The sequence below is a fragment of the Mesotoga sp. H07.pep.5.3 genome, assembly GCF_002752615.1.
Classification (GTDB): domain Bacteria; phylum Thermotogota; class Thermotogae; order Petrotogales; family Kosmotogaceae; genus Mesotoga; species Mesotoga prima.
Window position 1 is genome coordinate 14058 of the sequence record NZ_AYTV01000007.1, and the last position, 18167, is coordinate 32224.

The 18167-nt window shown below is 46.3% G+C and carries 17 protein-coding genes; 12 read left to right on the forward strand and 5 right to left on the reverse strand.

Features of this window, described 5'->3' with window-relative positions; translation table 11 throughout:
• Positions 1-19: 19 nt before the first annotated feature.
• The 5 genes from V513_RS03105 (at position 20) to V513_RS03125 (ending at position 5512) form a co-directional block, all read left to right on the forward strand.
• The gene (locus V513_RS03105) at positions 20-1591 is read left to right on the forward strand and encodes an ABC transporter substrate-binding protein (protein WP_099771673.1); all 1572 of its coding nucleotides are present in this window, start codon (positions 20-22) and stop codon (positions 1589-1591) included.
• Between the two features lie 77 nt (positions 1592-1668).
• Positions 1669-2679, forward strand: coding sequence for an ABC transporter permease (locus V513_RS03110; RefSeq protein ID WP_006489888.1), 1011 nt, complete (start codon positions 1669-1671; stop codon positions 2677-2679).
• 5 nt (positions 2680-2684) lie between these two features.
• On the forward strand, positions 2685-3557 hold the full coding sequence (nikC, locus tag V513_RS03115; protein WP_006489886.1) for a nickel transporter permease: 873 nt from the start codon (positions 2685-2687) through the stop codon (positions 3555-3557).
• Positions 3558-3561: 4 nt separating this feature from the next.
• Entirely contained in the window at positions 3562-4554 is a 993-nt protein-coding gene (locus tag V513_RS03120; protein ID WP_099771674.1) for an ABC transporter ATP-binding protein, read from the forward strand.
• Positions 4547-5512: an ABC transporter ATP-binding protein gene (locus V513_RS03125; protein WP_014731789.1), complete on the forward strand. Its 966-nt coding sequence runs from the start codon at positions 4547-4549 to the stop codon at positions 5510-5512. Before V513_RS03120 ends, V513_RS03125 begins: the two co-directional genes overlap by 8 nt.
• Positions 5513-5567: 55 nt before the next feature.
• Here the strand turns inward: V513_RS03125 and V513_RS03130 are convergent, their stop codons facing one another.
• Positions 5568-6491 carry an EamA family transporter gene (locus V513_RS03130; protein WP_099771675.1) on the reverse strand — a complete coding sequence of 308 codons (924 nt, stop codon included), beginning with the start codon at positions 6489-6491 and terminating at the stop codon, positions 5568-5570.
• Between the two features lie 691 nt (positions 6492-7182).
• Here V513_RS03130 and V513_RS13830 point away from each other — a divergent pair.
• Positions 7183-7431, forward strand: coding sequence for a hypothetical protein (locus tag V513_RS13830; protein WP_180274821.1), 249 nt, complete (start codon positions 7183-7185; stop codon positions 7429-7431).
• A 546-nt stretch (positions 7432-7977) separates the two neighbouring features.
• Here V513_RS13830 and V513_RS03140 read toward each other — a convergent pair.
• Positions 7978-8352: a hypothetical protein gene (locus V513_RS03140; protein ID WP_257211911.1), complete on the reverse strand. Its 375-nt coding sequence runs from the start codon at positions 8350-8352 to the stop codon at positions 7978-7980.
• A 265-nt stretch (positions 8353-8617) separates the two neighbouring features.
• On the opposite strand from V513_RS03140, the gene V513_RS03145 reads away from it, so the two are divergent.
• Both V513_RS03145 and V513_RS03150 read left to right on the forward strand, forming a co-directional pair.
• Entirely contained in the window at positions 8618-9571 is a 954-nt protein-coding gene (locus tag V513_RS03145) for a right-handed parallel beta-helix repeat-containing protein (RefSeq protein ID WP_099771677.1), read from the forward strand.
• Between the two features lie 267 nt (positions 9572-9838).
• Positions 9839-10018, forward strand: coding sequence for a hypothetical protein (locus V513_RS03150; protein ID WP_099771678.1), 180 nt, complete (start codon positions 9839-9841; stop codon positions 10016-10018).
• A gap of 464 nt (positions 10019-10482) precedes the next feature.
• Here the strand turns inward: V513_RS03150 and V513_RS13835 are convergent, their stop codons facing one another.
• The 3 genes from V513_RS13835 to V513_RS03160 form a co-directional block, all read right to left on the reverse strand.
• Positions 10483-10626, reverse strand: coding sequence for a hypothetical protein (locus V513_RS13835; protein ID WP_006489873.1), 144 nt, complete (start codon positions 10624-10626; stop codon positions 10483-10485).
• Positions 10627-11336: 710 nt separating this feature from the next.
• Positions 11337-12953, reverse strand: coding sequence for a hypothetical protein (locus tag V513_RS03155; protein WP_014731794.1), 1617 nt, complete (start codon positions 12951-12953; stop codon positions 11337-11339).
• Positions 12954-13652: 699 nt separating this feature from the next.
• A complete protein-coding gene (locus V513_RS03160; RefSeq protein WP_099771679.1) occupies positions 13653-14069 on the reverse strand; it encodes a hypothetical protein in 417 nt (138 codons plus the stop codon).
• A gap of 681 nt (positions 14070-14750) precedes the next feature.
• Between V513_RS03160 and V513_RS03165 the strand changes: the two genes are divergently transcribed.
• The 4 genes from V513_RS03165 (at position 14751) to V513_RS03180 (ending at position 17933) form a co-directional block, all read left to right on the forward strand.
• A complete protein-coding gene (locus tag V513_RS03165; RefSeq protein ID WP_099771680.1) occupies positions 14751-15959 on the forward strand; it encodes a GNAT family N-acetyltransferase in 1209 nt (402 codons plus the stop codon).
• A gap of 33 nt (positions 15960-15992) precedes the next feature.
• A complete protein-coding gene (locus V513_RS03170; RefSeq protein WP_099771681.1) occupies positions 15993-16511 on the forward strand; it encodes a GrpB family protein in 519 nt (172 codons plus the stop codon).
• A 931-nt stretch (positions 16512-17442) separates the two neighbouring features.
• Positions 17443-17679: a hypothetical protein gene (locus V513_RS03175; RefSeq protein ID WP_099771682.1), complete on the forward strand. Its 237-nt coding sequence runs from the start codon at positions 17443-17445 to the stop codon at positions 17677-17679.
• On the forward strand, positions 17676-17933 hold the full coding sequence (locus tag V513_RS03180; RefSeq protein WP_099771683.1) for a hypothetical protein: 258 nt from the start codon (positions 17676-17678) through the stop codon (positions 17931-17933). The genes V513_RS03175 and V513_RS03180 overlap by 4 nt, the downstream gene beginning before the upstream one ends.
• Positions 17934-18167: the final 234 nt, after the last annotated feature.

Here is an 18167-nt window from a genome sequence, read left to right on the forward strand (position 1 = left end):
TGGAAAAGGAGGTGCAAGAATGAAGCGAAGCTTCATGCTAGTTTTCTTAATGGTACTTATCGTTGCGGCAACCGGATTTGCTGCAACCCCGAAAGACACTCTTGTTATAGGTGCGAACACGGGAATCTTCATAACAATGGATCCGGCCGTTGCCTATGAGGTCTTCCCGAACAAGATCGTAGCAGCCCTATATGCACAGTTGGTCAAGCTGGAGGCAATCGAAGGCGTTATCGTTCCAGTACCCGACATTGCTGAGAGCTGGGAAATCTCTGAGGACGGGCTCACCTACACCTTCAATATCAGGAAGGGAGTCAAGTTCTCCAACGGTGATCCTTTGACAGCTGAGGATGTTCTCTTCTCTCTGAAGAGGCCCATAGTTCTCGAGTCGGTTTCTGCATGGTTCCTGGTCGATATTTTCGGCATAAACAAGGACAATGTAGATGAGAAGATTAAGATGATCGACGATTACACCGTCTCGATAACGCTTAACGCTCCTTATGCAGAAAACATCACTCTTGGTATTCTTTCCAACATGTTCACAGGTATCGTCAACAAAGACGTAGTGCTCGAACACGAAGTCGATGGAGACCTTGGTGGGGCATGGCTTACAGACCACTCTGCCGGCGCCGGTCCATACGTTCTCGTTCAGTGGGAAAGAAACAACGTCATTCTTCTCGAAGCAAATCCGAATTACTACGGCAATCAGCCCCCTCTGAAGAGAATCATGGTAAGAGACATTCCTGAGGCATCGAACCAGAGGCTTCTACTCGAAAGAGGAGACATAGACGTTGCCTGGGATCTCACACCTCAGCTACTAGAAGAGGCCAAGAGAAATCCAGACATCGTTGAAGTGAAAGTTCCTGGACACTCTAACGAGTATCTCGCGATGAACGCTTCTTGGGGACCCCTTGCCAATCCAAAGGTAAGAGAAGCCGTAAGGTTCTCAATCAATTACGAAGAGATAGTTGAAGACATTATGCTAAACAACGCTCTCCTCGTGCAGGGTTTCATAAACAAGGGCTACTTCGGATATGTTGAAGAGAATCCATTCTATCAGGATATAGAGAAGGCCAAGGCTCTCCTAGCAGAGGCCGGTTATCCTGACGGATTCGAAGTTGAACTGTTGACCAGCAACACGGATACAAGAAAGGCCGAAGCCGAAAAGATCCAGGCCGACCTGGCTCTTGCAGGTATAAAGGCAAATATCGTGATAATGCAGTCTTCCCAGATGTATGCAAAGTACAGGGCACAGGGTCATCAGATGATAATTGCCGGCTGGGGTAACGACTACCCAGACCCGGACAACCTTGCGATGGCTCACGCAAGCTACAGGGCAAACCAGCTCGCATGGAGAAATGCGTGGTTCGACGATTACGCGGCGACGCTTTGTGAATGGGGTCAGGTCGAGCCCAATCCTGACAAGCGTGAACAGATTTACAAGGATCTGACTGAATACTGGTTCCACAATGGACCCTTTGCAATGCTTTACCAGACTGTAGAGTTCTGGGGAATTCGCAAAGAAGTCAAGAACTTTGAAGAAGCAGCTTTCGGTTACGGAATGCTGTTCGACTTCACCAAGGTATCTAAGTAAAGTATCCCCCGCCCCGTTCTCTTGAGCGGGGCGTATTCTTTCCCAAAAAAATCAGATATTGATGCGGGGGTAATTCTATGAACTTCGGACAATTCTTACTCAGAAGACTATTCTTAATGATCATAGTTCTCTTTGGAGTCGCCTGTATTGTCTTCTTCATAGCAAATGTCATTCCTGCCGATCCGGTCGGCGCCATTCTTGGAGGAAATGCTCCACCGGAAGCGGTTGATAGATTGAAGGCAAAACTGGGCTACGATCAGCCTCTAATAATAAGGTTCGGCAATTTTATCACCGGAGCAGTCAGAGGAGATTTCGGCATTTCTTTGAAGACGTCCAATCCGGTTATGGAAGATATCAGGAACTATTTCCCTGCTACGATGGAACTGGCTCTTGTCGCAATAACGATCTCGATCATACTGGGGATAACTCTGGGGATCTTGTCGGCCGTTCACCGTAACAAAGCCATAGACCAGTTTTCTAGAATCTTCTCTATACTAGGGGTCTCGATGCCGGTCTTCTGGATTGGGCTTCTTCTGTTGCTTGTGTTTTATTTCAAGCTGGGATGGCTCCCCGGGAGCGGAAGACTTGGCTTCTTCACCTATCCGCCTCCAAGAGTGACGGGCATGTATCTTATAGACTCAATCATTGCAGGACAGTGGGACACATTCAAAGAAGCCCTTATGCATATTCTTCTTCCAGCGTTCGTCCTCGGTTACAATGCGACGGCCTCCATAGCTAGAATTACCAGAGCCAGTATGCTCGACGTGTTGAGGCAGGATTTTATAAGAACGGCAAAATCAAAGGGCTTGAGAAAAAACGTAGTTATTTACCGACATGCACTGCGTAATTCTTTGATACCGACCGTTACGATAATCGGACTCGTATTTGGAAGTCTGCTGGAAGGAGCCGTTCTTACGGAAACGGTCTTCTCCTGGCCGGGTCTGGGTAGATATATAACCACCGGAATGCTCTTCCTCGATTATCCGGCGGTAATGGGCGGTACATTGTATATAGCCTTGATATATTCAATTGCGAATCTTATCGTGGACATTCTTTACGCTCTTCTCGATCCAAGGATGAGGATGTGATCTAGATGGAAAAAACCGTAAAAGTATCTAAGCCATTCATGGATGATTTGAAGCATACAGCCTTTCTCTGGAGAAAGAGCCGCCTCACGATGATCGGTTCGGCTATAATCCTTGTTTTCCTTCTTATGGCAGCCTTTGCGCCACTTATAGCTCCTTACGACCCGGTTCATCAGGATCTCCAGATAAAATTGCAGGCTCCGAGCTGGCAGCATCTCTTCGGAACGGACCAGTTCGGGAGGGACATATTCAGCAGGGTTATCATGGGATCCAGGATCGCGCTCTGGATAATCTTCCTGGTATCGGTCATCAGCGGGTCCATAGGAATTATTGTTGGTGTTACGGCAGGTTATTTCGGTGGCATTGTCGACGAAGTGCTCATGAGGATAACGGATATGTTTCTGGCCTTTCCCAGTCTGGTCCTAGCAATGGCCTTTGCTGCAATGCTGGGTCCGAATCTGACAAACACGATTATTGCCATATCCATTGTCACGTGGACAACCTACGCCAGGCTCTCCCGAGCCGAGGCAATAAAAGTAAAATCGCAGCCATATATTGAAGCTATACGTGCGGCCGGCGGTGGCAATCTTAGAATAATGTTCCTTCACGTTTTGCCGATGTGTATTTCTCCCGTTCTTGTTCAGTTGACCCTCAGAATGGGCACGATAATCCTCACCGCAGCAAGTCTTGGCTTCCTCGGGTTAGGTGTCCAGCCTCCCACGCCCGAATGGGGAGCCATGGTTTCCGACGGCAGAAATTACCTGATCGACCAGTGGTGGATATCTACCTTTCCGGGGATATTCATTGCCTTTGTCGTTCTTGGATTCAACCTCCTCGGTGACGGAATAAGAGACATGCTTGATCCAAGGTTGAGGAGGTAATTATATGGAGCTTAGAGGAAAACTATTAGATGTATCTAACCTCAAAGTATCTTTCTATACATACAGGGGAGTAGTAAAAGCGCTCAACGGTGTCGAGCTCTGGATGGACTCCGGCGAAAGACTTGGGGTCGTTGGGGAGACGGGCTGTGGAAAGTCGGTCACTTCGTTGGCGGTAATGCGCTTGATAGAACAACCCGGAGAGATCCAAGAGGGGAAGATAATCTTCAACGGTAGGAACCTTGTAGAGTTGTCTGAAGAGAAAATGAACAACATACGAGGCGTAGAAATGTCGATGATCTTCCAGGAACCAAGATCCTCCCTAAATCCCGTAATGAAAGTAGGTTACCAGATAGGGGAGGCAATCGCCAAGTCAAAGAAGATCAGGATCAAGAATACCTACCCGGAGGTTAAGGAAATGCTTCGCCTTGTGGGTCTTGACGCGGAAAGAGTCATGAACAGCTATCCCCACGAGCTAAGCGGCGGAATGTCTCAGCGAGTCATGATAGGGATGGCACTGGCAACCCATCCAAAGCTGCTTATTGCAGACGAACCCACATCGGCTCTCGACGTTACCATCCAGGCTCAGATCCTTGAATTGCTGGACGAACTCGCAAGGAAGATGGGAAACGCCGTGATGTTGATCACCCATGACATGGGCGTTGTGGCAGAGTTTTGCGACAAAGTCCTTGTCATGTATGCCGGGAACTCTGTAGAGTACGCTTCGACGGTAAGGCTGTTCGAAAAGCCACTCCATCCATACACGGGGGGACTTCTTCAGGCGGTGCCTAGGGTAGGTAGAACTGACGAACTGAAGGCCATAAAGGGCACGGTTCCCGATCTCGTAAACCCCCCATCCGGCTGTCGTTTCCATCCAAGGTGTCCTTATGCAATGGACATTTGCAAGGTGGAGAGACCACCATTCGTAGAAATAGAACCCGATCATTATGTTGCCTGCTATTTATTTAAGGGCAAGGACGAGGTGAGAGAAGATGGCTGAGACCTTGATCAAAATAAGAGATCTTAAGACCTACTTTCCAGTGAAGAAGTCCATCTTCTCGAAGAAGTTATTTGTCAGAGCTGTCGACAACGTGAATATGGACGTCCCGAAAGGCTCTACGTTCGCCGTTGTAGGAGAATCTGGTTCGGGTAAGACAACTCTTGCGAGAACCGTTCTTAGGCTTATAGAACCAACTTCAGGAGAGATAGAGTTCGATGGAAAGAATATCCTGGGACTCAAGGGCAAAGATCTGTTGGAAGTTCGAAGGAATATGCAGATCGTTTTCCAGGACCCCTACAATTCTCTCCACCCGAGGAAGCTGATAAAGAACATTATCGGCGAGGGAATGAAGATCCATTTCAAGATCTCGGAAATTGAAATAAGAGACAGAATAGCTTCTGTCTTGAAGGAAGTCGGGCTGATTGACGATCATATGTACAGATACGCGCACGAGTTTTCCGGCGGGCAGAGGCAGAGAATAGCCTTCGCCAGAGCGATCGTTCTCAAGCCGAAGTTTATTGTCCTGGATGAACCTACTTCGGCGCTGGACGTGTCGGTCCAGGCCATGGTTCTCAAGATGCTGAAGGAGATAAAGGTCCAGGAAAACCTTACCTATATGTTCATAACTCACAACCTTTCTCTCGTGGACTACATAGCCGATAAGGTCGCCGTCATGTACGTGGGGGAAGTAGTCGAAATGGGAGACAAGGCCACGATCTTCAATCACCCTGCACATCCCTATACTGACCTGCTTATGGCTTCCAATCCAATCCCCGATCCAAAGTTCGTAAGGGAAAAGCGGCTGCTGAAGGGTGAGATACCCAGTTCGATAAATCCCCCTTCTGGATGCAGATTCCATAACAGGTGCCCGTTCGCAGATGAGAGATGTGCGAGGGAAGAACCAGAGTTGAGGGAGATAAAACCCGGTCATTTCGTAAGATGCCATTATCCTCTCTGAGTTGTTAAGAATACTGTGAGGCATGTCCCTGGCGGCATGCCTTTTTTGATACCAACTATTCTGATACTTTGATCTTTGATTTCTGGACTATAAGAACTCCGATCTTTGATTTCTGGACTATAAGAACTCCGAGAAGAATCGCCGCCATAGAGAGGATCATGAGAAAATTGATCTTCTCGCCTAGAAAAATTGCTCCGAGCGAGACGGCGACAAGGGGATTGATATAGGCATAAGTACCCGCTTTTGTTGCAGGCCACTTCTGAAGAAGATAAATGTAGCTGCTGTAGGCAACTAAGGACCCGAAGACAATGAGATAAGCTATTGCCAAAACAGAGTTCATAGAGAAACTCACTCTGGAGAATTCACCGGTTATTGCTGAAACGAACATCAGCCCGACTCCCCCTGCAAACATCTGTATCCCGATGTTCGAGACAATAGAGCTTTTACCCTTGAACGTTTTTGAGAGTACAGTTCCCGTAGACCAGAGGAAGCTTGCAGAGAGAAGTATTAGTATTCCTGGGATGTCGATAGAGATTCCGTGTTCGGCCGGAATTAGAAGAAAGTAGACACCGAAGAACCCCAGAAGAAGTCCCAAAAGAGCCTTCAATGTCAGGCGCGTCGTTCTTATGAAAAAATGCTCCAGCACGCCTGCAAAGATAGGGATAGTAGCCATCATTAGAGAGGCAACACCCGAATCTACCCACTGTTCCGCGAAGACTACGAGTCCGTTTCCACCGAGTAGCATGAAAAGACCGATGAGCGACAACCTCGAAAACTCTCTCATACTTGCCGGGAAGGCGTAGCCCCTGATAGCCGAGAAGACGATCATGATCAAACCAGCTATGAGGAATCTTACGCCAGCAAAAAACATCGGCGGCATTCCCTCAACACCGATCTTTATGGCCAGATAAGTCGATCCCCAAAAGAAACTGACGAGAACATATGCTAAGATCGCCATTCCATCTTCACTTTTCTTCATTACACAACCTCAATCTTCCAGATGGAAATTGGAGTAATGATCGAATTATCCAACAATAATCATTCGAGAACAATACGGTTTCGAAACTTTTCTGAAAAAAAGACTGTAATGGGAAGCCCATCACGGAATGACAGTCCTTTGTTGCTTTGATTAACTAGCTTGATTCTGGCAAGCATCTCCATCTATGGCGTGAAGAAGGCTAATAAAGGCCATCTGATAAGAACCAACTCATTTCGTCATCCTGAAGCACTCCTGTTCAGGATCCGTAAGTGGTCGGAGGTAGCAGGTTGGGGGTTGGTCAGGAGCAAAAAAGAGATTGACCCAGTCCTCAAGAAGCAATTCAAAGCCATCTGATCAGAACCAACTTATTTCGTCATCCTGAAGTGCTCCTGTTAAGGATCTGGGTTTTTTCAGAAACCGTGGTTAGGGATAGGAGGTTAGGGGTCGGAAAGAACGAAGTGAAACCGGTTCTCCGTTGGACGGTTAACCGTTCGCCGAAAAGAACAGTTGCAAGTTGTGAGTTGCATGTGAGAATAGATTCGATCCAAACGGATGTAGGGGCGTGCGGCTGCACGCCCGCTGTCAACAATGATCAGTCTTCCCAAGGATGAGATCGTCCTCTTCAATAGTTTAACGATCCGAATTCTGGGCAGAATCATGTCAGAATAACGCAAAGAATGTCATCCCGAACTTGTTTCGGGATCTGGGCTTCGTAGAGGTTAGAGGTCAGTGGTCAGAGGTTGGAAGAGCAAGAGAGTGGTCACCGTTCGTCGAGGAGAAGTTGTTCGTTCCAGAGAGAGGATCTGTTCTTCATGCTCTTTCGAAGGACGGGTTCACGGTTTTTGACGAAGGACCAAGGACGGCTCTTTGCAGCACTCAGCGGGTTTTTGCTCTTAAGCGTACAGCGGTACTTACTAAGGACGGTTTTTCCAGCGCTTAGCGGGTTCTCCGCTTTTAAGCGTGCAGCGGCTTTTCTGCCCACGAATTGGAACTGGCCGCACGAAGTGCAATGGCCCTGATGTTCTGCATCACTTGTGTTTTTTGGTTGTTCTTGCCACTGCTTGCAGTGACTGGCCTCAGCTTGAAGCTGAGACTGGCACCACGAAGTGGTACTGGCGAAGGCGAAGCCTTCACTGGCGGCGATGATTCTCGCCTTTTGACTGGCCTGTGCCAGCAGACTGGCTTCGATATGGCCTCCTGCCAGAGGCAGCCTTGCGTCAATATTCTATTCCTCCTCGCGCCAGCGAACCTCACTTCCTGCTGTAGGCAGCATCACTTCTGCTCTTGGACGGAATCCTTTACGAAGAAGAACCTGGACTCGTAGAATCAGAAGGAATAATGATCTCATCTAAGTGCGCTTCTTCACAGCGCTAACTAGCGACAAAAATCAATACAGGGTCAATCCTTCTGTTTTGGGTTTCACACTAAAGAGAAATCGACTAATATTCATTGGATCTCGAGATGAACCAGTTGCCGGATAATTTTTTCACCGTCCATTCATACGTAGAATGACATCGGGACCAGATGCCCAGCTTATTACGGCGCTGAATTCTACTGTCGCTTCCGTTGCTCCGACATTGAAATGCACGTCGACATTTCCTTTATTGAAGGAGTCTACATCTCTTCCTTCGAATCTGCTTGAATAAGCGTCTTTGATCTGTGAATAAGATTTCATTGCCGTGTTTATTAGCGCAGGATCTGTATACAATCCTGCAAGACCGACTGCATTTTCATATTCCCAATACTCCTCGAAATCGCTAACAAGCTTTGTAACTTTTACCATAGGATCAATGAAGAAACATCCCGAAAGAAGCATCAGTAGAATCGCCATAAAGGACGTAATCAGTATGATCCGCTTCATTTTCTCGCCTCCAGTTTTCACTTTGGCCTCTGAGAAATCATGAAAAACCACAACGGACCACGAATTTTCCTTACAACAAGTGATTTTAGCACCATTCCAAATAGAATAGTCACGAAATGTAAACTAGACAATTTAAGAAAGCGAGTCAAATCATTGGCAAAACCTCGGCTATATGGTTATCTGTAATACCTTGATAGTTAAAACCATCGAATACTTGAACCAAATTAAGATAAACTAATGGTAGTAAAGGAATGGGGGTGCGTCTATGAAGATGTTTTTCGTTATGCTTTTATCTCTACTTGTGTTTGTGTCGACAGTCCCGGCACGAGACAGCGCCAAGGTTCTAATTGTCGGGGACCCAGACGGCCAGTATAAAAACATTCAGGCAGCCATTGATGCAGCGAATCCCGGCGACACAATAAGAATACTTCCGGGAACATACAAGGAGAGCCTTTCAGTCAGTAAACAGATAACGTTAGAAGGCTCCTCAAGAGACGAAGTAACAATAATGCCCGAAGAAGGAAAGGATCTCGGGATCTTCGTAAGAGGTGCCAAGAACTTCTCGATAAGAAGCGTGACTGTCATCGCCAGCGGCGCAGCCATAAACGTATCCAGGTCCTCCGGCCAGATCATAGACGTCCTCATAGCGGGCGGCCGCTTTGGAATCTCTTTCAGCGGCACAGGAATGACTCTTCGGGTTGTCGATTCCTATATCACCTGCTATGAAGGCTTGGATAACAAGGAGTATATCGAAGCCAGGCTGGCCGGAATCTACGCGTACGGTAACGCCACCCTGATTGCCAAAAACTGCGTCTTCGAAAGGAACGGAGTTGGAATAAGCCTGACAAACGATCTGAAGTACAACATCACAGGATGCACATTCAAGAGAAATACAGTAGGGGTTTCACTTGGTGGTAATGCTACGGGATCTCTATCTGAAAACGTAGTCACGGAGAACATCGAAAACGGTATCTTGATCAACTCATCTTCCGAAACCAGGTTGGAGAACAACATCTTCTTCGGGAATATTTGGCATGGTCTCGACCTCTATCTGAATCAATGCACGGAGTGTGAATGCGGCGGCGATGAATTCAACGGGACCGTTGTCGGTTCAGGAAACAGATTTGAGTCCGAAGATGAGATCTGTCCGATAGATTTCTGGGATGAAAGCTTCTACAGTTTCGATGAGAATCTGGGCAAGTTGGCTGACAAAGAATAATCAAGAGTATCACCTTTCGATTTGCTCCAATGTACCGGCAACTATGTTCTCCATATCACTGCGAGGAGCATTCGCAACATTCTTCTTCCCAAGACTTTCCAAAAAACGGTTCGATTTCATATAATTCCTTTGTATATCTATTATTTAAGTTCACTTAGTAATGCAACACTAAACTTCCTTTCAGGAATAGATTTACACACTAACTGATAGTTAATTACAGATATATCTCTCAATAAAGCATGGTATACTAATGTTCGAAGGAGCGAGATGCGTAAGATGAGACGGGACAGGTTTTATAAAACAGTCTTGGTAGCCTTTACGATTGGTTTGGCGATAGCGGTGATGACAATGGTAATCGCCCTGATCAACCTTACTGACGCAAACACCTCTTCAAAAGCTTTCAGAGAATATCTCGACGAGTCAAACGTTATCGAGTCGAACCCCTAAGAAGCCCTACGATTCCGCTATTTCTAGGCCTACGGATTGGCACGTATCTAGCTAATTCATCCCATACTGTATATCTCAAACTAAAGAATAATCTCATGCAAAGTCATTAGCCAGTTTCTCTTGCTCTCTTGCGTAAGAATTCTATAAGTAGAAAGATTCAGACAACATTAACTCTCTATAATCCTCCTCATAGATCTTCAAGCCGAAATTTGTGTAACCAATTCTCGAAAAAGGCAATCCTCAACCAGCAGTAGGTTGAGCTTCTACTGGAGCAAAATCAGTTGACGAAACAAGAACAGAGGCCCTAGAATAGACCTCCATTCACTGACTATCCGATTCTCACTTAAATATTCCCATAGGCAATCCGCAGAACAATACTAAATCTCGGTCTGCTTCATTCTCATCCAGGAAGCCTTCTAAGACCAATGCTCACTCAGGTCTTCTTACATGCATCGAAATCTTCGTCAATACTTACTCTCCGGGAACTCGGGCCCGTTGTAATAATTCTCATAGACACTACCTGTTGGTGCAAATCCGTTCGTGCCTATCCACTCGGCCATTTCACCGTATTTACCCTGCATTTGCAAGGTCCCGTGTAAGCTGAGCAAACGTATAGACCTCCCGGAATCGATCCCCTAATGGTATCTCCTCTTCCCGGAAGATCAGCGGAGATGGGAAATCCAATCTCCACTTCAAGGTTCTCCATATCCATGTTGTGATAAGCTACAGGAGGAATCCCTGCCGGAAATCCCTTCGTTTTACCCAGAATAGGCCGCTATCTCTCCGTAGTACCTTCCTATTATAGTGGGAAGATCCTGAACATTCGTCCAGGCTCGTATAAACAGCGCTGGTTGCTCTTCCTGCTTCAATACTGCAATCGACGATGATCTGGTATTCCTTCCTCCTTACATCCCTTAGTAATTGTCTTCTCAGAACGGACCCTCTCGATAACTGCCTAACAAAAAATTAGATACTGATTACATCAGCTAGAATACTCTTTTTCAACGAATTCCCTATGACTTCGACAGCATCGCACGTTGCCATCCATCTACGGACAAGTCACCTTAAGCAAGACTAGATCTGCTCCTGTGCAATACGGATATCTTTCGCTGAAAAGTCAAAATCATCTACTTTGCGAGTTCTGCATCCAGCAAATAGCATTGCAATTTGTGCTTCTTGGATCTAAGGAGCTTGAAGCACAACGTTAAACAATATCTCTGGGAATCGGTCAATTCTTACAGTATCTCTACAGCAGGCGATTCATAAGAAATCCCAATCTTGACAAAGAGCCCTGTTAATATTTGACGGTCATATTGCTCTAGAAAGTGAGTGTCGAGTTAGCGATTGTCCAGCTCTTGTTCCAGAAAGTGTAGCTTACACTCGGGACACCGTCACAAAGGTCCTTGAGCCAGCCCGCCATGTGTACTCCGCCATTGACGTCGAAGCCGGCCGTTACTTTGTATCCAACCTGGGTAGAGCTACCGGCAGAGGCGTTAGTCTCGCCCTTCAGCCATGGGACGAACTGCACGAATGGGCCCGCAACATAGTAAACGTATGCCGAAAGGGTAAGAGGAAGAGATCCCTTTGCCCAGGCATTGACCTTTGCATCTGCATCAAATTGCAGACCGGAGTAATTTGCCGAGTAGTTTACATTTTTACTCCATCCATTTTCATATTTGACAGTTAGCGTCGTGTTTGCAGAAAGCGTCGTAGAAGCCGTGAAACCTATAACACCGGAAATTCCTGCCTCGGCTTTCGCATCGAATTTGACCTCCATAACGAGGGTAACCGGCACGCATGAAACCCAGAACGTAATCCATTTCGTCTTCGTTGTGATGTTCTTTTCCCATGTCTTGCTCAGCGCTGCGCCGGAACTCACTTCGATATAAGGCGTCAGAGAAGGGCTGAGGCTCACGGTCGTCTGGAACTTCTTCAGAACGTATTTGTATTTCCACCAGCTTACCTTCTTCCACTGGTGCTCCCAGAGCAGAGAAGTGCCAAATGTGAAGCTCACGTTAAGCCCCGGTTCAACGCTTAAAGTCTGATACGCGAACTGTGTCGAGAAGTTATGTGAAATACCAAAGTTCCAGGAACCTGAATAGTCTTCCTTGAAGAAATACGGCTCCGGCTGCGACAGTTTACCGCCGGTCTTTTCGTTATTGAAGACCGCTATATATGCGGCATAGTCTCTGAGCTTCGCCATGAGTTCCTCATTGTCTTCATTCATGAGGTTTTTTGGAGCGCCACCCCCGGTAATTATCTCTTCCTTCAGAGTGATAGTATTCTTTTCAAGGTCTAAGCTCGCTTTGAACTTAGTCCCCCCGCCAAGATCGATCGACCAATCTTTGGAAGGCTTTTCACCATGCGGAGAGAGAAGATCGATGATCTCTGACCCTTCGGGTAAGACGATAGTCGTCGTCTTTGTCGTAAGAAGCGAGTTTTTCGACGATCCCAGAAAGGCCGTCTCGAAGGCCTTGCCATCGATGAGATCCTCCAGGTATTTGAGCATGATCTTCTCTTCTGAGAAATTCTTGCTAGAGAACTGGTAGCTTCCTGGATGATCTTTCGATTCCGAAATCAGGCCCGTGACCTTCATCGAAACTGTACTTGTGAAGTCTCCATTTCCTTCAATCTTGAACCTAAGATCCCCGTCTCCGAAGCCGGGTACCGATCTGTAGAGAAAGAAATATCCCTTGCTAATCTCGTCATAGAAGTTGGCGAAGGCTTCATTGGCCGTCTCTCTTTCTCTGAGGGCATCCCTGTGTTGGATGTATATCTTAGAAAGGTCGGACGCTGGAACATATTCAGTACGGGTGATGATCGCCGATCCGTCTTGCTGAACAACGATTTTATCTTCGATTGTTCGCTTGAATTGTGTTGAAAAGGCAAATACTGAGGCTACGAGAACAATCGCTATTAGCGCCTTTCTGAACATACTTTCACCCCCTTTAGAAGTCGTCCGAACGAGTATAGCACCGGCCACTTCCACAATATACAAATAGAAAGACAGTCGACTATTTGGATTGTCTTCTTCAAATTTTGACGGTATTCTAAGATCTATGCTTCTCACAAACGCTTCTAAGGTTCTAGTAGAACCTGCTCTCACTGGAAAATCAACGTCCTCTATCGTTTATCCAAAAATTCCCTTTCCGGGTTCCCGTGAATTGTTTAGAAAGTATTGACTGCAAAAAAAGCAGACTTTAATTCAACTAATTCCGACAGAACGAACTATAGAATTATCTCTCAAGAAATAGCATATGACCGAGCAGTTCTTCGTGAAGTCAAATGGATTTTGAAAGATGGATCGTTTGATCGTTTTTCACCTTTGCTGATCTTCATCCATCTTGATTCGATTCATGGAGATTCTCTGACCGATTCCCGGTTAATATAATTCAAAAGCGCAAAGGAAGGCCCTGCTGACTCACTACAGTAGCCTTCCCACAAAAAACGAAGCCCTTACAGCAAATTGAGAGATTGAAGTCGCTTTCTGACATGGTAGGGAGATAATGAAGAAGTCGATCGGAGACACAAACAAGATAGGTATGTCGCAAGTATAGCTTTGATTAGTATCAATGAGGCTCTCCTTGTTGTTCTTTCGTTCAGATGGATCAACAGGCCGTTGACATTTCAATCATCAGCTTGTTACCTGTTCGATCTCTCCCGTCACGAGGGGGTTATCGCTCTTTTTCATATTCCTCTTGAGATAAGATAGGAAATCCTCCGGTGGACGATAATCCCTAAAACCCTGCGAGATTTCCTCCGTCTCTTTGTCTTCAAGGGTAACTGACAATGTAATATTATCCGCCGTGAAACGAAGCTCTCTAATCTCGCCCGGAGGGGCGAAGTCTTCAAAATCGAGAATCACCATATTGTTTTCATCTCTCTTCACAATTACTGACGCAGTAGTCATGTAATCCTCAAAAGAAACTCCGGGCGTTTCACCTCCTAGTACAACTTTTGCGTAAAAAGCTTCCATTCTGTCGATCTTCACCTCTAAACAACCATCGAAGAAACTAACCTCTCTGTCCTTCAGAAAGATCCCCAGAATCACTTTCAACCTCCTTCAGTTAACCGGTCAGCAGATAGAGACGACCCTCTTTTTTTGCCGCAACCGCCATCGGTTTTTATTTCATTGGATAGAGGACTATTCAATCTCTTCTGTTTCAGCTTTCGATAGCTTTTCTGACCTTTCTCCTTCCTGCCTCCTTAGTCATCTTCAATCAAGACTTGATTCTGAATCCCCATTGTTGACTCAACATCGAACACCAATCCTGCAAACTTCGGAATTACGGCAGCAAGAAAGGCCGGAAACGGTCTTACCAAATCGGAGTGATCTGGCGGAATACTACTGGTCGTTTGCAGAACTAATCGGGGACAATACACAACTACGATATATATGCTACGATTCGCTTTCTCAAAATTTACCGTTATGTTTACTAAGATTTATTCTGGCGAAAATACTGCAACTGTCAAAAACAAAATGCTTATCGCTAAGAGTTTTGTTGCATTGCGCTTTTTAAGCTCAGAAAACGCAGCTTTCGGACGAATGTACCTTTCTTTATCTGCTCCTGAATTGCGAGCTTCGTAATCGGGGTTGTTGTTTGCCCATAGTGAAAGGTCGACACAAACATATAGAAAACTGGAGAATTGAGAAGTCTACTAATCAAGTCTATAAAGAGCCTGAGAGAGCCGATCTGGTATCATTGGTAGAGATGATTGTTTGAGGTGCACTATGGAGATAAGAAGAATCGACAGTTCGTACAAAGACAAGATTGTTGAGATCTTCCTGATGTCATTTGAATACTTCGAACCGGAAGAGAGCGAGTTTTTCTTTTCCGATCCGTCTCTCTGGGAATACGTCTGGGGAGCATTCGATGATGAGAAACTGGTTGCAGCATACATAAGTTACAAGTATCTCGCGAAGATCCGCACCAAGCCTTTTGAATGCAGGTACGTCGAGGCTGTGGCGACGCTACCCGAGTATCGCAACAAAGGGATTACTAAGGCAATTCTCCTTAAAGACATACAGGAGGCGCTGCAGAGCGGCGTCAATTTCTTGATGCTCGACCCCTTCAAGCATGATTTCTATGTGAGGTTGGGCTTCGGCCTCGGGTTTGAAAGCCTGGACTTCAAGTTCGATTTTTCTCTCCTTTCGGATGAAATTGAAGAGAACAATCTAAATATCTTTTCCGGCAAGCTCCTGAATAGCGCCGAGATGGAGGAGCTTATCGAAAAGGCTAGAAAGGTCCTCTGGGAAACCTCTCGCTACACCGAAGCCATTGAAATCAACGCCTGCAGTCAGGAGATCTTCCACATGAAAGACCTCTTCGGGGCCGTGGCCGTAGACAAGGCAGGTATGCCTCATGCGATGATGGTTTATAGAAAGAAAGAGAGGAAGATGGAAGTCAGTAACTTCTCTTTCATAGACCTTGCGGGTCTCTTCGCGTTGAAGAGATTCATGCTCAATCACAGAGACCAGATTGCGACCTTCGAAATGAACAGGATGCCTCCGGATTTCCCCGTGGAGCTCTTCTTCCATTCCAGATGGCAGGCAGGAAAGGAACTGAAAATCGAGGACGCCTCATCGCGAATGGTCAGGATCCTCGATCCGTTGACCGTGATAAGGGAGTTAATGAACGGTTCGATCTCCGAAACAGTTGTCATCAAGATAAAAGACAAGCTGCTGCCCCAGAACAATCTCACTATCAAAATCGGAAAGGGTACTGCAAGGTTGAGTGAAGCTCCTAATGATCTGGAGATCGCGATTTCCGACCTTGCACCCCTCCTGACAGGAAGGCTTTCACCCACAAGACTCTGGAGACATGGAAGGCTTCGTACGGACTCATGGAAGAACGTTCCCTGGGGGATCTCCGAAGTTCCTGAAAAGGTGAAGGTCTTGGAATCGATCTTTCCCCCGTTCATTACCCACAACGCCAACTAACGTTCAATTGAGGGACAGTTGAGGAGGGATCCCTTGAGAGGAAAGCCAGTGATAGTCGCTGAGTATGATTCATCGTGGCCAGAGCTTTTCAGAAGGGAAGCAGAACTGATCTATGCCGCGCTCGAAGGTGTTGAGATGAGTATCGAGCACATAGGAAGCACAGCAGTTCCTGGATTGCAGGCCAAACCCGTGATCGACATAATGATTGGCGTATCATCACTTGAACAAGCCGATTCCTGCGTGCCATTCATTGAAAGAACGGGCTATCTTTACAGACCCGAGCACGAGGATTCAATGCCAGAGAGAAGGTACTTTGAAAGATCCGGCAGTGAGATTGACTACCACGTACACATGGTCGTTTTTGGAAGCAAGTTCTGGAGAGACCACATCTTTTTCAGGAACTATTTGCGTGAAAACCCAGAGGTAGTACAACAATACGCTACGCTTAAGAAAGAACTCGCCGAAAAATACAGAGATAACAGAGAAGCTTATACAAATGGCAAGGCTGAGTTCATCCAGGGGATACTGAGACGGCAGAAGGATCCACTTTAGGAAACTAACGTATTGAACACAGCGCCTGTAATGGAAATGGGAGCGTAGAGGTTAGAGGTCAGTGGTCAGAGGTTGGAAGAGCAAGAGAGTGGTCACCGTTCGTCGAGGAGAAGTTGTTCGTTCCAGAGAGAGGATCTGTTCTTCATGCTCTTTCGAAGGACGGGTTCACGGTTTTTGACGAAGGACCAAGGACGGCTCTTTGCAGCACTCAGCGGGTTTTTGCTCTTAAGCGTACAGCGGTTCTTACGATAGAGATGCTGAAACAAGTTCAGATGACGGGATGAGACGTTATCGAAATAACCAGCGCTATCATTCCCGTCATGACTTCTCAATCGTCCCTCTCATTGTCATCCCGAACTAGTTTCGGGATCTGCTCTTGAACCAATCGAAGATGCGAGTTCGATGTTGCGGTTGAAAAAACTTGAGGCCGAGATTCTGAATCAAGTTCAGATGACGGATTGTGAGGTTTTCAGAACGATCTTGATCTTCATACCTCTTTCCTCACACCTCTGACTTTTTTAACCCTTGACCCTTCAGCTCGTCGACCGTCTTGAAGTATTCGTACTCCGGTACATTCTTGATTACCGCCTTTATTAAGTCCATGACTACCCCCTTTATGTAGAGACAGACAGACTGCCTGCCGTTGTCGATTGCTCGAAACTCTGGTCAATTAACAGCGAAGCTCTTGTCGACCGTCTTTCCGGAAAGACTTCTTAGCCGGGTCTTTCTTTAGAAGACCATGTTAAGCATAACCCGTTCTAATATAAAAAAAACCCCCGAACGAATCGAGGGTTCTTGGTCGGGGCAAAACAAGACCGCTAAATAGTGAGTTGGCAAAGATGCCTCAGAAAAAATCATACCGCCTTCTCATTAAAATCATTCGTACCTCCAGAGATCAGAACTCTCAAGCAATGTTTCAACGGACAAGATAATGAGATACGCGGTCATTGCCGTCTCTTCAATAGAGCAGCAGTATAAGGGAATTAAAACGAAGATGAAGAACGAGGGTAAGGACGTTACAGAAATGAACGCGGAGATGAAGGAGGCAGCGATTAGACTGCTGGAGAACCTAGCGGCTATCGACGAATACTCACTCACAGATCAGGACAAAGCTTCCCTGGGTGACATAGTAGAGGCGGCACTGGAGATGTTTATAAACAAGAGATGAAGAACGTTTCAGGGATTCGCCTAACACTTCCCGACTTTCAAGGGAAAGACTTTATCTACGAGATGTACCCTGTGTACGAGAAAGACTGGTTCTCCCTCAACATTGCACTAGACGCCTCAGACTTCATAGCGACGGCAGGAATCGAAGTGAAGCCGCCTGTGTGTTTTCATATAGGAATCGCTAAGAAGTGGCAATACCTGTTAGATTTCAAACTCTATTTCGACTTGCTAATAGGATTTGAGTTTTGCTTTTGACACCTCCTTTTCCCGAAGATGACCCTCCCGTGTTGGGAGGGTCGTTTTTCATTGGCAGAGCGATGTGACGTTGATGAATCTGCATTTTCCATCGAAATACGTGTAATCATATTGCTGGAAACCGCCTTGATGAGAAACGCGATTCTCTCTGAGCAATCCCTTTCTAGTTTTGGTATCAATGTAACAAGTGGTATATTGATCGTATGAGAGCATTGCACAGCTTGCCGTATGTTG